The organism is Spiroplasma endosymbiont of Megaselia nigra (assembly GCF_003987485.1).
GTDB lineage: Bacteria > Bacillota_I > Bacilli_A > Mycoplasmatales > Mycoplasmataceae > Spiroplasma.
In genome coordinates this window covers 1-16,019 of the sequence record NZ_RCOO01000015.1, presented here as the reverse complement: position 1 = coordinate 16,019, position 16,019 = coordinate 1, and the positions used below count along the sequence as shown (strand labels likewise).

The following is a 16,019-nucleotide window of genomic DNA, read 5'->3' as shown; positions in this document are numbered from 1 at the left end:
GCAAATTTGTTGTTGCTTATTAATTTTCATTACCATTCCTTTCTTTGATATTATTTTTTTATTTATTAGCCAAATTAATTAATTGAAACAGAGAAAGGACAACACCTTAAGGGGAGAAAAACAGGTATACTTTGTAAAAATTCCTAAGTATTTAATAAATATATGTAACACAACTTGAAGTTAACAAAAAAGTTGTGATAAAAAGTTTCTATTTTAAGAATTTAAGATGCTGTCCTTTCTCTGAATCAATTAATAATTATGGGTTTAAAAATAAAAAAACAACCCTTTTTATTTAACAAGAGTTGTTTTTTGGAGCTTCATCGTACACGATGCCTATGAATTAATTATTTATATCCATCTAAATTTAAATATTTGATAAAGCGATTAATAGTAGCAATTGATGTATAAGTACATTCAGCCATTTCCTTAATCGTAATTTCAGGAACAATCATTAAATTTTGTAAAATATATTTTGCGATAAAAGAAAACCGGTGATCAGTATCTATACTAATATATTTAATTTTACGAATAATTTCATTTTCAGTCATATTACATCAACTCCTTACTTTTTCTTATTATGCCGTTCCATAACGAGTCACATAATCATTATCGCAAAAAAACCAAGACCAGCAATTGATAATAAAACAATCGCTGGAATTAACAATTTTAAAAAATAACATAATAACCCAATTAAAGCTAATAAAGTCATTCCTAATAAACTACCATTAATTACTCACTTTTGTTTTGTTGTAAAGTTAAACATTTCAAACCCTCATTAAAAATAAATTATCTTATCTAAAATAAATCCTTACTATTAACTATACGCTATTTTTACTGTTTTTAAAACCTATTAATGAATTAAAATAAAACTATGGTTTAGAACCATAGTTTTATTAAATCCTGTTAACTTTCCATCATAACAATTTCTTGAATATTTAATTGATTAATTTTTTTCATTGAAATAAGGTATGAGATAACATATAAAATAATAATTCCTCCTAAGATAATTGGTAATGTAATTAGTCCTGTTCCAATTGGAACATAGAAATTAAAGAACATTAAAATCCGCTGGGTAATTGTCCATGCTAAACCTCAAGTGATAAAATATCCCAGTAATCAACCAACAACAGCAAAGGGAATAAAAATTCCTAATGTTAAATTATTAATTTCTCAACGACTATAACCTTGTACTTTCATTGTTGCAATAATTTTAATAAACTTTTTAATAAAGAGATCAATTGCAAAATATATTGTAATAACAGAAACCATAATTATAATGACAATAAAAATTAAAACAACTGATAAGGCAACAATAATAACCCGACTCATAATTTTGGCTTTAATACCAACGTAATCAGCTGTCAAAACAGATGAGTTATAAGAAGTCGTAAAATTATTTAATGATAAATCACCATTTGTTGATGATAACGCATAACGATTAATTTGATCAGATGGTTGTAATTCGGTTGTATATTTTCCATTGTATCATTGCATTATATTTAAATTATTATCAATTTTATTTATTGAAAATGAATTAATTTGATTAGCATCATTGATACTAATAAACAAGCGTGGTGTATCATAAGTTGAAATGCTTTTAACAATTTTAACTTTAACTGGCTTTTGTGTTAAAGATGGTGCTGCTTTAATAAAATTATTATCAACAGCAGCTTGGTATCATGTTGTTGGAATTCCATCAATAAAATCGCCACTATATGTTCCACCAAAACTAAAATTATATGGTTTAATAACTCAGTACTCTTTATTATCAACTCGTTCTTTTCGAATAATTTTATTTCCGTCAACTGTTAATTCTTTTAATAAAATCCGTTGAAGACCATTACTCAATGTAATTATTTTTTTACTTCAAATTGCTTCCATCGCCGAATTCGTTGGAATCCATAATTCAACATTATTTAAATTATGATATTCACTCTTCCGATCAGCAGTAACATAATATTTTGTTTGTGAACTTGTATTATAAGTAAAATAACTTTTATCTAATGAATACAAACTTTGATAATTATTTACATTTCATCCAACAGCATTACCACTTAAATTATATTTTCAGTTTTGATATTTTAAATCTGTATTATTGTTAGTAAATTCTACTCATTCATGCTGACCAGTATTATATTGCAATGTTGTTACTTCGGGAGTTAATTCAATTTCCTCTCCAACATTAAGATTTAAACGATGTAATGCAGTAACATTCGCAATTGCATTAATTACGGTACCATTATTATTTGCTAAAATATCACGCTCAGCGGATGATAATTTTAACATTTTTGTATTTGGATTAATTCCATAAATAGGAAATTGCTTATCATTATATGTTCCATCAAAACTAGTAAAAACATCATCAGTTGCTGGATTATAACTCATTGTTCCAATTCCTAATGCAAAATGATTTGCTCGATCCGGATTTTTATTTCAATCTTCTTTAACTGCAGCCGGGATAATCCCATTTGTTGCTTTACTAAAACATGTTCTTCATAACGCAGGATAATCTTCATTGTCAGTAAATGGTGGGTATGGAATTGCCCCAATGCCTAATGCTTTTGGTAATACGGTACATAAAATTTCTGATACTAAAACTCGAACACTATCACCAGCTGAAGAATTTTTTACTAAATTATTTAAATAATTAAAAATTCCTAATGATAAATTAGTTCCTGATAAAGTAACAAAATTATAAGATAACATATCTTTTAAAATCCCAGCTACAGTTGGCTCTTGTTTCACCGCTTTTAATGGTTTAATTATCGCTCCTCCATCAATACTATAGTAATTTGCTAGTGGTGTTATACCACCAATGGGATATAAATCTTGTTCAATTGGATCAGTTGACTTAGGAACATTATCAATTCCATTTCATGCATAAGTTTTATAATAAGAAAACGGATTATTACTTATGACATTACTGTATTTAACTTCACTACCATATTTAATGTTTTTATAATAATTTGTATTAAAATTTTTTGCATAGACTGGTGCTAATAATGAGACAGTCAAAGTAAATGTCACTAAGGAAAAAATTCCTAAATAAGTAAATGCTTGTTTTAGTGAAGTTGATAAAACAACCATCCGGAAACGACCCACAAAAGTTTTAAAATGGAAACTACGTACAGTACGGGCCAAACTATTATTAACTTTTAACTCACGCATTGGATGAATTAAACTTAAAACTTCTGTTTTATTAATTGAAAAATAACAAGTAATAAAAGTAATTAATGATAAGAAAATAACAAAGAACCCAATTAGGAAAAGTAAAATCATTCAGTTTCAAGTAAAACTCCAATTAATTATAAAAAACATATTAAATAATTTTACAACGAATAATTGGACGGTAATTCCAACTAATCAACCGGTTGGTACTGCAATTAAAATACTAACCATTAAAATGCTTCAATAGGAAAGTGCAATTTCATGTAAATAATAGCCAGCAGCTTTTAACATCCCAATTTGTGCTGACTCACGTTTAATCATTTCTTTAATAATAATATATGAAACAGCAAATAATGTTATGGCAAAAATAATAATGAAGAATAAGCCAATATAAATGTAAACATTAATTGTTTTTGCTAATAAATCATAGCGTCGTGTTAATGAACTTGTTACTTCTTTTGGTTCAAAAGCACCAATTGAAGGATCATTGCCCAGTGGTGTTGAATTTTTGGTTAGCATTTGAGCATAAAAATCTAATTGATTAGGATTATTTGCATAATATTTTTTAAAAATTGCTAAATTCTCGGTTGTTCTATTTGTTAAACTTTTTAAGAATACTCGCGAATTATCCTTTAAACTAATTAAACCTTTATTATTATCTTCTTCTAATAAAGACATTCCATAAGACGATAGATAAATGACAACATCCGTTTTAAAATCAGGAATAAAATCAGTTTCATAAATAGTTGGATAAATATTTAAAGTATCACCAACACTTGCCCCAATTGTAAATGTTCGTTCGCCAATTTGGATATTATCACGCAAATTTTTATGATGTGCTTTTAGATAATTAGGACTAACAACAGCATAATAATTGCTAATTGTCGATTCATTTAATGATGGTCCTGACCACTCATTAACTTTATCAAAAAGCTTTAATTGTTCTTCTTTTAATAAATCATGTCAACCAATTACTTTATATTTTAAATTATTAGCAATATCCCAAGTTGTAACTTCTTGTCGAATTGCAATATCAAAATTGCTAACAACGCTCAACATTTTGTAATAAGTCTGTACAAAATTAAGAAAAGAACTTCGTTCACTATAATTACCAAAAAAAGTAACTTTATTAAATAAACCACCAATAACCATTCGGGCTTCATTAATTCCTGTTTGATTTAATTTATCAATATATTGCCACGGTGATTGTGCTAAATACTGAATTCGTGTTTCCTTGTTTCCACTTGTATCAATTACATTAAAACGAGTAGCAACGCCAAAACTACCACGAAGTCCTTTTTCAAATAAAGTATTTTCTGAAATATTAGTTACCACTGTTTTATTATCTTGTTTTCCCAATGTTAAAGTAATATCAGGAATATCAAATTTAGTAAAATAATTATCATTAATTTTTAAATTATAATCTCATCGTTCAATTGCTCGTTGTTCGGAAGTTGCTTTTCCATTAATAAAATTAGCAATACTTACTTTAATTTCTTCATTCGTTGCATTACTTTGCTTTTTTAAAAAACTAGTATTAATATAGTCCGTAATAATTCCTAAAAAGTTCTTATATATTTGCGTTGTATAAAATAGTTTAAAATATTGGTCAGCTAAAGCATTATAACCCATTGCTCGTAATTTTGCTATTAATGAGTTTTGATAATTTGGCGCAGTTGTTCGTAATGTTAAATTTAATGTTAAATTCCTAATTTTATCATTTGTTAATTTAAAATTAATATCAGATGGTTTTAATGCAGTAAAAACATCTGTCGCTGCTGCACCAATTGTAATTTTTGGATATGTTAATTTATTATCATTGTTTTCTACTAAAACATATTCTGTATCAAAAGCAAAACTTGGAGTAATTGTTTGCATATTTGAATTTTCAAAATCCATTGCTGAATAATGAAATGAATAATTATAATCAAAACTACCATAACCCATTTGTCGATTTGCTGATTGTAAACTAGTGACCGTTGTAAATAGACAAGAAGTAATAATTGAACAAATAAAAATCAAAAGAAGCAATGAAATGAATTGCCCTTTTGCTTTAATTATTCCTAAAATCCCTTGCTTCATTAACAATATTTTTTTCATGTTTAGCCCTTATATTCCACTTTTAATCATTTTCAATTGCATCATAATAACGTTTTCATTGCCCGCTACTATCTTTTGCAAATCATTGAATATTAGAAATTACTCAATATTGATGACTATCATCACCAGCATTAATATTCATTCAAGTTACTTTATATTTATAATGCACTTTTTGGTAATTATTTCCTAGCCCATCATATTTCATAAATCAACCCAAATCATGATTACCTAATGCATTTAAATAAGCTGCATTTAAATCTTGATAAGTCTTAATGTCTGCTTTTGAAACATATCATTTTTGATGTAAATCTAAATTAGCAGCAACATCAGCATCACCTGTTCCTTGATATTCAATATCATACGATAATTTATTTTCTTCTAATTTACCATTGCTAATATTTCAATTTGCTCCTAATAATAAAGTATTTGAATAGTCATATAAAGCATTATTAATTGCTAATAAATCTTTTCGTGTTTCTGAATTTGGATCAAAATATAATTTGTTTAATAGTGCCCTTACTGGTTGTGCACTATCATTAAACCATGTAAATGCTAAATCCATAAATGAACCCTTTGCTGGTGTCGATGGGTCATCACTGCCTGTTAATAATTGTGCAATTTTTGTTTGATTTTGTTCTTGGTCACTTGCTTCTGATCATGGCAACTTGATAACTTCTGTTAACGCATTAGCACTTTGTAAGATTCCTTTTGATAAAGCAACAACAAAACGATTAATATCATTAACACTTAAGGTTCCTAAACCACCTTCTGATTTTGATAACATCATTTTTGACATTGACTGTAATACTACTTTAAATCCAGGAGTAACTTTATTAGCAGCAAGTGTTAAAAAACTACTAATTGAATTATTTGCTTCTTCTTGGCGTTCTAAATCTGCTTTAGTATATAAATCATCAAGATATTCTCCAAAATCAGTAAATAATTCAGCCAAAGATTTTGTTGAATCATCTTTTTTAAACAATAAATCAACTAATTTTAAGTTTGGTGTTTTACCATTTCACATTTCATCACGATTTTTATATTGATCTTCTGGATTAGCTAAGTTTAGTTCCGGTTTCATTGGTTTTACTGCTAATAAATCACTAAAAACTTGTGATTGTTTAGTGAAAAAATCATCAATTTTTTGTTGAATTGCTTGTCTTTCAGTATTATCTTTACCTAAAAGTTGCAACGCTTTTGTTACCCCAAATTTTGCAAAAATATAATTTGTATTTTCTTTTGTTGGGTCATTAGGTAATTTAGGAGAAGCAAAAATCTGATAATAAATAGCTCCTAAAATACTTCCCATAAATGTTCCATCACTATCTTTTGATAAAGCTAAAAATTTATTCAATTGATTAATATATGCTTTTGATTGTGAACGGTCTGTAAACATATCCGCCATTGAAATTAACTGTAAAATTATTGCTAATTTATTTTGCTCTTCTGATTTTTGGGCTGTTTTAAATGGGCCTCCTGTCACAAATTTTTGATTATTAATAAGGAAGTTCTGATTTGTACTCGTATCAAATTTAATGTCTTTTGTTGCCACTGGATTATAATCCATATTTAAATTATAAAAATAAGTTGTGCGTGGCATCTCAAACATTGTTTTATTACATGCATCAATAATGTTTTGATTAATTCTGTTATCATCACATTTAGTTGGTAAAATTTCCTTTGCAGTTGAATAACTTGACATTGGTCCGCCATCAAATCAATAATTTAACATATTACTATTTTCTGCTAAATTAGGAATTGTTGGTAACGGGTCTTTATAAGAATAATCAGGAATTTTTTTCTTAGTTTGTTTTTCTGTATTATATAATTCATTATCTAATAAATTCATATAATCATAATTTGATGATAAAGTTGTTAACGGCATCCCATCATTTTTATTTAAATATTTACCCCGATAGTAATCAATATCAACAATATTACCATCCTTATCTTTATATGAATCAGGTAGTCGCATTAACATTTGTAACATTGAAGGTGTATATGTATTTAAATTTTCATGTCGATTCGCAATTGTTAGTTTTGTAAATAATGTTGTTTGTAAAATTTTTGATTTTAATGGTCCATTAGGTAAATTTTCAACTGATGAATCTTTATATTTGTCTTCTACTGCTTTTGTCTTAGTTTTACAACTAGCAGTAAGAGCTGGCGTTGCTACTAACGTTGCTGCTGCTAAAATATTAAGTAACTTTCGCATTATTATTTCCTCTTTTCTTTTTATAATTAATAAATAACTAAATCATTGAATTAGTAAAATAAATTAATTCTTATTTTATTCTTGAAGGATCCCTCTTCAACCATTAATTTCATTTCTTAAGAATTTATTTGGTAAATTTTCTAAACCATTTTTTTCACTAATATTAAAAAAACGAATATTATTTAACAATAATAAAAGTGTAACAAGTTGAATTGAATTATCATCATTAATTTGTCATAAATTTTTCATTGTTTTCTTGGCAGTTTTTATTAAGAAAAATAAATCTAATAAACATAAAACTTTAATTATTTTTAAAATAATTTTAAAAAACAATGAACGATCTAAAATTTTTAAGTCTGCTGAGCCATTTTCAAAATTACTAATTAAAATTAAGAAAGTTAAAATTCAGAAAGAAAAATCATGTAAAAATGTTGTTTTTAAATCAAATAAATAAAAAAATGTAATAATAAAAACAATTGAAATATTTTTTATTAATCATAATGCTAAAATATGATTATTATTAATATGATAAAAACAATTTCACAATTGCTTTGTTATTAAAAATGAAAACAACAATGAGAACAAAACTAACATAACTAATTTTAAAGTATAGTTTAAAAATTGTTTATTTATTAAGATAATAATTGCAATAAAAAATTGTATAACTAAAATAGTGCTAAGATAAATACTAGTATCTGTTTTACTTGCATAAATTTGTAAAAGAATGATTTGTAAAATTAAAAGCACAATAAATTCACTAATAGCAAAAGTTGCATTAAAGAAATATTTTGCTGCTAAAGATTTTGCTTCATTTTTTCTAGCGCGAATAGTAAAAAAATATTTTACAATCTTTAAAACAAGATAGAATAAAAGAAAATTAGTAAGAAAAATTATTGCAATACGTTCCAATAACGGATTAAAGAAAAATGAAATTGAATTTAGGATATTAAAAGTTGATCATTCATGTAATAAATTCATTTTTCTCTCCTCACAAATTTCAATATAATCCGATATTGCTTACTAACTATATTAAAGCAAAAAAAATAGAAAAAACAAGATACTAACTCTTGTTTTTAAAAAAATATGGTGCTTTTATTTAAACAAAAAGACTCTTATTATAAAAATTTAAAATATCTTGATAAATATCCTTTTTAATTGGCTCATTCAAAATCTCATGACGAGCATTTGGATATAATTTGACTTTAACTTTTTTTCCTGCCTTTTTATATAAATCAACAGTCTTCATAACCATCTTTCCATATTTTCCAACTGGATCATCAGCACCTGCAATAAATAGTAATGGCGAGTTATCTGGTGTATTTTTAATATTTTTCTTATTTGTAATAAACAACAATCCTGTAAACATATCTTTAAAAGCACTTGTTGAAAAAACTTGTCCTGTTAATGGGTCGTTTGCAAAATCTTATTGAACTGTTTTATCTGTTGATAATCATTCAGTTCCTAAATTGCCTTCTTTTTTATAACGAGCATTTAATGGCGCATAAGAAAATTTATAAATAAAATTATCCTTTGATTTTGGTCCTTTCATTTTTTGCCCAATTTTAGCCATTTTAACTGAAAATTTTAACAATCGTTTTGAGTAATGTGCTGTCCCACAAATAACTAATGCCGCAATATTTGTGCCATATTTTATTGCATAATGACGTACCACAAAAGAACCCATTGAATGACCAAACATTACAATTGGTTGGTTTGGATAACTTTTTTTAATATAAGTTGTTACTTCATATAAGTCATCAATAATTTTTTCTCACCCTTCTTCTTCGGCAAAGAAACCAAGATCTTCGGAAGACAGAGCTGTTTTTCCATGCCCACGATGATCTTCAGCAATGACAACATAATCATTTTCTACTAAAAATTTAGCACAAAATCATCATAACGAAAAGCATGCTCTGCACTACCATGAACTAGTTGAACAATCCCCTTAATGTTTTTATCATTATCAGGTTTCCATTCATACATATGTAATTCAACACCATCCCGTAAGGTATGTTTCCATTCTCTAAATTTCATTTTCATCATCCTTTCAATTTAACATAAAAATAGTTTTTTACTCTTACAATATTATCCTTCCTAATTAATGTATAAGTAAATTATACAATAAATTTCTATAAACATTTGAATAACTCAATCCTCACTCTAAAAATATTAGCTAATCTATTATAAATAAATTTATGATTTGCAAATAAAAAAGTGTTTATTTTAACAATGTCAATTAAAATTGACAGAAAAAAGAGACATTTTTATTTTGAAACTCCATTCGTTGTTCGAATGGAGTTTTTCTTTGTTTAACTCTAGGTCTGGCAAAATTATAGAAATCAACATAATTTGAAACAATGTTCATAATATTACTAAAATTAAGACTATTTCGTTTATATAAGAAAAAACATTCATTTTTAAATGAACTGAATAAAGTTTCACAAACACCATTATCTGGTGAATTACCACGACTATATATCGAAATAATAATTCCCATTTTTTCACACAATTCTTTTCATTGCGGCGATGTATATGCATAACCTTGATCTGAATGAATAATTAATTTTTTGAGACGTCCTGCATAATTTCAAACTTATACTAAATTCTTAAAACTCAAATTAGCATCAGCATGATTTGATAATTTTCAATCTATTATTTCACCATTGAATAAGTCACGGACAATTGATAAATATACCATTCCATTATTAGCAATTATTAATAAAATTTTTGTATTTTAATTTCATAATTAATATTCCCAACTATTTTAACCTTTAATTCTATAAATATTCTTAACTTAATATAGACAGCATCTCACTTTTGCTCTTTTAATTTATTAAACAATTTTATAGTGTATCTTCTAATTATTGAAGTAATTCTGAAATATTGCAAAATAATCTAGCAACAAATTCTTATAAAGTTTTTTGAAATTCTATTGTTAGATCATCACTTTCTGAAAATGCATGTGCAAGTTCGTGCATAAGTGTTTTAATAAATTCTTTTTGGTTTTTTAATGTATTTCTGTGAATAAAAATATCTTTAGTATTTGGATCTCAAAACCCCAATACATTAATATTGCTTGGCTCTTTTTGAGTAGTTTCTGAAACATAAATATTTCTAAATAAACTTTGACTTAAATTTAATATATTAATTACTTTATTTTTTAAATCATAAACTCTTATCTCATTCTTAGATAATTCAGAAATATTAATTGGTGTATTTAAAATATTTTCCTGAAATTTTTCATTATATCATTTAACAGTTTTCAATGGATTATTAGTTTTTGAAGATTGTCTATTAGCATTTACATATGCATTTTCATCATTTACGTAAATTATTTCCTTATTTTCCATTTTTAATCGTTCCATAGCATTATAATTATTTCGATCATTCGATGTAACAAATATGACATTAGGATCTTTATTAATTTCCAATATTGCTCTTTCACGAATTTTTGTAAAATTTAGTTAACTATTTCTAGCATGCTCTAAATCAGAAGTTTTGCAAATACTAATCATTTTATTTCATACTTTTTAATTTACTGTTGATAATAAAATTTTTTGAATCAAAGGACTATATGCAGTTCTGCCCACACTCTCTCGCTCTCTATTTAGCAATTTTCTTAGTTTATCAGTTACTGGTTGAATATTATAAATAAAAGCAAAATATTCCTCTGTAGCTATTTTAATTCCATTTACATATATTGAACTTCCAGAACCTTTCTTTTCTAGAATTTGACCATATTCTGTATTTAGAATCAATTGATCATTTGAATACTTTAAAAATAAATTTTTAGATAAATTCATGTCTTTTTCTGTAATTCCTTTAATAGTAAATTCTGTTCCTTTAAATTCTCTGTCAGCAATATCATTAATAACTACATGCAAAACTTCTTGTTCTTTAAAATCACTTTTTGGTAATTTAGTTATAGAAAAATAGCCATTATTTGATTTAAATTTAATATCAACATTATTTCTATATAATGTCGCAAAAGCATCCTTTAAACCCACACAAAATTTACCTATTGACATATTGTTTTCTATTTTTTCTGGATTTTCATTTAAAATAAAATGTTCCTGACTAATACCCCTTCCAAAGTCTCTAATTATTCATGTATCTGAACTAATCTGATTGATAATAATATCATCAGTTTTTGTGTATTTTTGTTCATCAATTGCATTAGAAATAATTTCTCTAAGTGCAAATGAAATATCTCATTCTAAAATTGCCCCTATATTTAAATCATGTGTTTTCATTTTTGCTTCCCTTCTACGATTATTTATTCAAATTTTATTTCTGCAACTAATTTTTGAATATTAACTATTACTAAACTATTTGTGTTTCTTAATTTTCAATGGTATTTTAAAGAACTATCAATATAATCTTCTAAATCATAAGTTGATTGTTTTATTAAATCATTAATAGTATTTATCAATGCTTTAAATTCAGGAGAATTTAATTTATTGTATATTACAGTATAAAAATATTTTTCTCTATTATGTTCTGCTATTATTCGCTCAGTTTCTAATACTAATTTCCTTAATAACATAAATACTACTTTTGCATTTTCGAAACTGCAGACAAAAAGACCAGGATTATTATCAATAGCTTTTAAATATGTTCCTTGTTTAATTCATTCCGCAGGTAAATTTCGAGCAATAATTGCTCCATATTTAATTTTTTTATTATTTACATCTGAAATAAATTTAGGAATAAAAGCTTTGTTACCATTTATTATAAAAGTATCTACATCTTTAATTTCATAATAAATTTGAATATAAACATCAGAAGAAATAAAAACATTATGAATAATATCTGCACCCCTTTGCCCTGGATTAATTCGCTCTATTTTATCACCAAATTGTTTAAATTCAGTGTTTAAAAAATCTGAAAAGTCTTGTTCTGATTGATTACCTTTTGTTTTAACATTCGTTAGTTCCTGAATGCGTTTTTCTTTTTCTGCAAGCTCTTCTTTAAATTCTTTACGCTCTTTTTCTAATTTATTTGTATAATTTTTGTCCATTTCATCTCTTAGTTCTTTAAATGTTGTTTCAAAAAACTTAATTGCATCAATATGTACTTTATTTTGATCCAGTACAGTATTTAATATTGTTTTCTTTTCTACAAGTTGTTCTTTTAACTCACCAATTTCCTTAACATGTTTTATTTCTAATTCTTGCTTAATTTGTTCTTCTTGTTGTTTATATTCTAAATTTAACTTTATCTTATTTTCTTTTTCTAGTTCTAATTTTTTTGTTATCAATCTTTCTTCAATTTGCCTACTTATATACTCTTGAATATATTTATCTTTAGCAACATCCAATTTGCTAAGATCAATTTCTTTATTACAGTATGGGCACTCTATTTTATAATTCATTATTGTTTCCTGCTTTCTAAGTTATGTATGCTTTTATTTATTATTCTACTTTTGCTTTATTTGCCATATTTTTTCCTTTTCTAATTTTAATGTATTAAATAATATTTCCATATATATTTGCAATGTTTTATATAAAATATCAAGTTCATTTTCATTAATATATCATCCTTTAAACCCTTCTTTATCATAATGATTTTTATGAACAGAATTATTTGTAAGTATATTTGCTTTTTCAAATTTTAAAATGTTTTCTATATCTTGGTCAAATATATTTAATTTAATTCATTCTATAATTGATTTTGCATCTATCTTCTTACTTTTCAAGTTCTCAATATCTAAACTAGCAAAGTTATGTTGGAAAAAATAAACTGGTATACTATGATAACTCTCAAGTTCTTCTTGTATCTCAATAATTGAGTATTTTTTACTACTGTTTAATTTTTTCAATTCTTTTTGGATTTGCTTAATAGTTTCTTCAAAATATTTATCATTTTTTTATCTTCTTCTAAATCATTATTAAATATTTTATTTTGTTCTGATAAATTAATAAATTCTTGCTTAAAAGAAAGTTCTCTGTCAATTGTTATAATATTTCTATATTTAACTAAAAAATAATTTTCAAAAATATATCCAAATATTAAATTTCTAATTGATCTAATATTAATTAATGCATTAAAAAAATCTGACTTAGTTCCACAAAATTTTATTATGTCTAAAACTTGCCTCAAGTTAAATATTACACTATCATCTAAACTATTTTTATTCAAATCTAGTCTTTCTTCTAAACTATTAATATAATTAAATAATTTGTTTTCAATAAATAATGTATTAAAAATTATATTTTTTTCTCTATCTAAATTATTTACAAATTTACTATATAAAAGATCCAAAATGTTTTCTTTATCATTATTAAATTTACTTTTATGTAATTTTATTGAATCCGTTGAAATTAGACCATCAATTACATCAAAGATAACCTCTCCTTCATAAAAAGAATAATTATGTATATTAAAACTTAAACTACTTCACATATTTGTATTTCTAAAATCATATGCATTAAATTTTGAATCAAGTAATACATTAACGAAATTATTAAAACTATATATTTTTAATCTTAAATAATTAATATTTCATTTTGCAACAATGGTTTCATTAGATATATTACAAATTTTGTCATTATATACTATATTATTTAATGATTTATTTTTGATATTGCCAACAGTGACTATAGAACACATTGACTCATTTTTGTTAGGAATAATGTTCATTTTATATTTTACTATATCATCATGAACAAAAAATGATTGATCCTTTATTTCACCTAATTTCATATTAAAGATTATTTTCTATACTTTGATTTAAATTATTATTCTTTAGTTCAATTTCTAATAAATCATTAAAAAACTTTCTATATTTACTATATCAGTATTCAAGTCTTTCAAAATCTTCATCACTAACCTTATTTGCTTTTTCTTTAGTATAATCTCATAACATCAATTTATTAATTTTAGAATCATTTGAATTATTTTCAACATTATTTGAAGATTGTTTTAATCTTTCAATTTCTAACTGCATTGCTAATTTTTCTTTTTCTAATTGCAAAATTTGTTTTTGCGTTTTTAAATCAGTATGACTATTTACATTATTAACAGAATTTAATTTTATTAATTCCTGATTAGGTAATATTTCATTTGGTCAAATTCCTGGGTATTTAATAACAAATTTTTTCAAGTAGTCTAGTCCGAAATAATCAATAAAATCTACAATCCCTTGTTTTTCTCTTCCTTCTGCAACTACGACTTTTACTTGTTCTACAACATTATTATCAAGTTTTTCCTGTTCTTTTTGTCGCTTTTCATTTTTTTTAGATCATTTTTTATCTAATCTTTGCTTTGAATCTTCGCCAACACCAATGATGCGCCCAATTATTCCCATTGTTTTTATTCCTTTCTAAAACTATTCTTTGATATTTACTCATATTATAAATTAAAATATAGATATTTCTTGACAATGTCAATTAAAATTGACAGAAAAAAGAAACATTTTTATTTTGAAACTCCATTCAAACAACGAATGGAGTTTTTCTTTGTTTAACTCTAGGTCTGACAAAATTATAGAAATCAACATAATTTGAAACAATGTTCATAATATTACTAAAATTAAGATTGTTTCGTTTATATAAGAAAAAACATTCATTTTTAAATGAACTGAATCAAGTTTCACAAGCACCATTATCTGGCGAATTACCACGGCGAGACATTGAAATAATAATTCCCATTTTTTCACACAATTCTTTTCATTGCGACGATGTATATGCATAACCTTGATCTGAATGAATAATTAATTTTTTAGGCTGTCCTGCATAATTTCAAGCTGATACTAAATTCTTAAAACTCAAATTAGCATCAGCATGATTTGATAATTTTCAATCTATTATTTCACCATTGAATAAGTGACGGACAATTGATAAATATATCATTCCATTCTTAATAGGTAAATATGTTATATCTGTCACTCATTTTTTGTTTGGTTCAGATGTAACAAAATCTCGTTTTAAGATATTCGGGAATCTTAGAGGACCTGATTTAAAATAATTCGGTTTTATTTTCTTCCTAATAGACTTAATTTTTAATATTTTCATATAGCGATAGACTACTCATTTGTTAACTTTGATATTTTTCAAAATCGTAATCATTGGGTACCCATAAACACCTTTAAATTTATTAAATATTTCAAGTATTATTTCTGCTAAAACAAAATTATAGTTTTTATACATAGGTTTTCCTTGTTTAATCCATAAGTAATAACCTTGTCTAGTAATACCTAATTTTCTACATAAAAAATCAACAGAATAATCTGCTGATAATTTATTTACTGCGAAGAACTTTTCTTTAATAGTCTTCGCCTCATACTTTTTTAATGCAAAATGTAATTTAGCAATATCAAGACTGCACCCCAAAAAGTAAGTAAAATTAAAAAAGAACTTTACTAAACTTTTAGAGGAGGTGCATTTTTATATGGCAAGAAAAGGACAAAAATTTAAAACATATACTGCAGAATTTCGAAAAAATACAGTAAAAGAAATTGAACAAACATCGCTTACTTATATTGCACAAAAATATAAAGTAAATATAAAAACACTTGATTCATGACAAAGAAATT

The 16,019-nt window shown here is 25.2% G+C and carries 14 protein-coding genes and 1 pseudogene; all 15 read right to left on the bottom strand.

Annotation, left to right across the window (positions count from 1 at the left end; genetic code table 4):
* Positions 1–344: 344 nt before the first annotated feature.
* Positions 345–548, bottom strand: coding sequence for a hypothetical protein (locus tag D9R21_RS01600; RefSeq protein ID WP_241568652.1), 204 nt, complete (start codon positions 546–548; stop codon positions 345–347).
* Positions 549–562: 14 nt separating this feature from the next.
* Positions 563–763 carry a hypothetical protein gene (locus D9R21_RS01595; RefSeq protein WP_126820821.1) on the bottom strand — a complete coding sequence of 67 codons (201 nt, stop codon included), beginning with the start codon at positions 761–763 and terminating at the stop codon, positions 563–565.
* Between the two features lie 140 nt (positions 764–903).
* Positions 904–5,268, bottom strand: coding sequence for an ABC transporter permease (locus D9R21_RS01590; protein ID WP_126820820.1), 4,365 nt, complete (start codon positions 5,266–5,268; stop codon positions 904–906).
* Between the two features lie 22 nt (positions 5,269–5,290).
* Positions 5,291–7,483 carry a hypothetical protein gene (locus tag D9R21_RS01585; RefSeq protein ID WP_126820819.1) on the bottom strand — a complete coding sequence of 731 codons (2,193 nt, stop codon included), beginning with the start codon at positions 7,481–7,483 and terminating at the stop codon, positions 5,291–5,293.
* Positions 7,484–7,558: 75 nt separating this feature from the next.
* Positions 7,559–8,461, bottom strand: coding sequence for a hypothetical protein (locus D9R21_RS01580; RefSeq protein WP_126820818.1), 903 nt, complete (start codon positions 8,459–8,461; stop codon positions 7,559–7,561).
* A gap of 118 nt (positions 8,462–8,579) precedes the next feature.
* A pseudogene (locus D9R21_RS01575) lies at positions 8,580–9,335 on the bottom strand (alpha/beta fold hydrolase).
* Positions 9,336–9,355: 20 nt separating this feature from the next.
* Positions 9,356–9,517, bottom strand: a complete 162-nt coding sequence (locus D9R21_RS08125; protein ID WP_241568651.1) for an alpha/beta fold hydrolase — start codon at positions 9,515–9,517, stop codon at positions 9,356–9,358.
* Positions 9,518–9,719: 202 nt separating this feature from the next.
* The gene (locus D9R21_RS06860) at positions 9,720–9,980 is read right to left on the bottom strand and encodes a hypothetical protein (protein ID WP_158613840.1); all 261 of its coding nucleotides are present in this window, start codon (positions 9,978–9,980) and stop codon (positions 9,720–9,722) included.
* A gap of 412 nt (positions 9,981–10,392) precedes the next feature.
* Entirely contained in the window at positions 10,393–10,914 is a 522-nt protein-coding gene (locus tag D9R21_RS01570) for a hypothetical protein (protein WP_126820817.1), read from the bottom strand.
* 99 nt (positions 10,915–11,013) lie between these two features.
* A complete protein-coding gene (locus D9R21_RS01565) occupies positions 11,014–11,736 on the bottom strand; it encodes an ATP-binding protein (RefSeq protein ID WP_126820816.1) in 723 nt (240 codons plus the stop codon).
* A gap of 23 nt (positions 11,737–11,759) precedes the next feature.
* Complete coding sequence (locus D9R21_RS01560) at positions 11,760–12,857, bottom strand: DUF2130 domain-containing protein (protein WP_126820815.1); 1,098 nt, start codon at positions 12,855–12,857, stop codon at positions 11,760–11,762.
* 45 nt (positions 12,858–12,902) lie between these two features.
* Positions 12,903–13,304, bottom strand: coding sequence for a hypothetical protein (locus D9R21_RS01555; RefSeq protein ID WP_126820814.1), 402 nt, complete (start codon positions 13,302–13,304; stop codon positions 12,903–12,905).
* The gene (locus D9R21_RS01550) at positions 13,292–14,188 is read right to left on the bottom strand and encodes a hypothetical protein (RefSeq protein WP_126820813.1); all 897 of its coding nucleotides are present in this window, start codon (positions 14,186–14,188) and stop codon (positions 13,292–13,294) included. Before D9R21_RS01550 ends, D9R21_RS01555 begins: the two co-directional genes overlap by 13 nt.
* Position 14,189: 1 nt before the next feature.
* Positions 14,190–14,792 (bottom strand): hypothetical protein, encoded by a 603-nt coding sequence (locus D9R21_RS01545; RefSeq protein ID WP_126820812.1) that lies wholly within the window; start codon positions 14,790–14,792, stop codon positions 14,190–14,192.
* 82 nt (positions 14,793–14,874) lie between these two features.
* On the bottom strand, positions 14,875–15,816 hold the full coding sequence (locus tag D9R21_RS01540; RefSeq protein WP_126820811.1) for an IS3 family transposase: 942 nt from the start codon (positions 15,814–15,816) through the stop codon (positions 14,875–14,877).
* Positions 15,817–16,019: the final 203 nt, after the last annotated feature.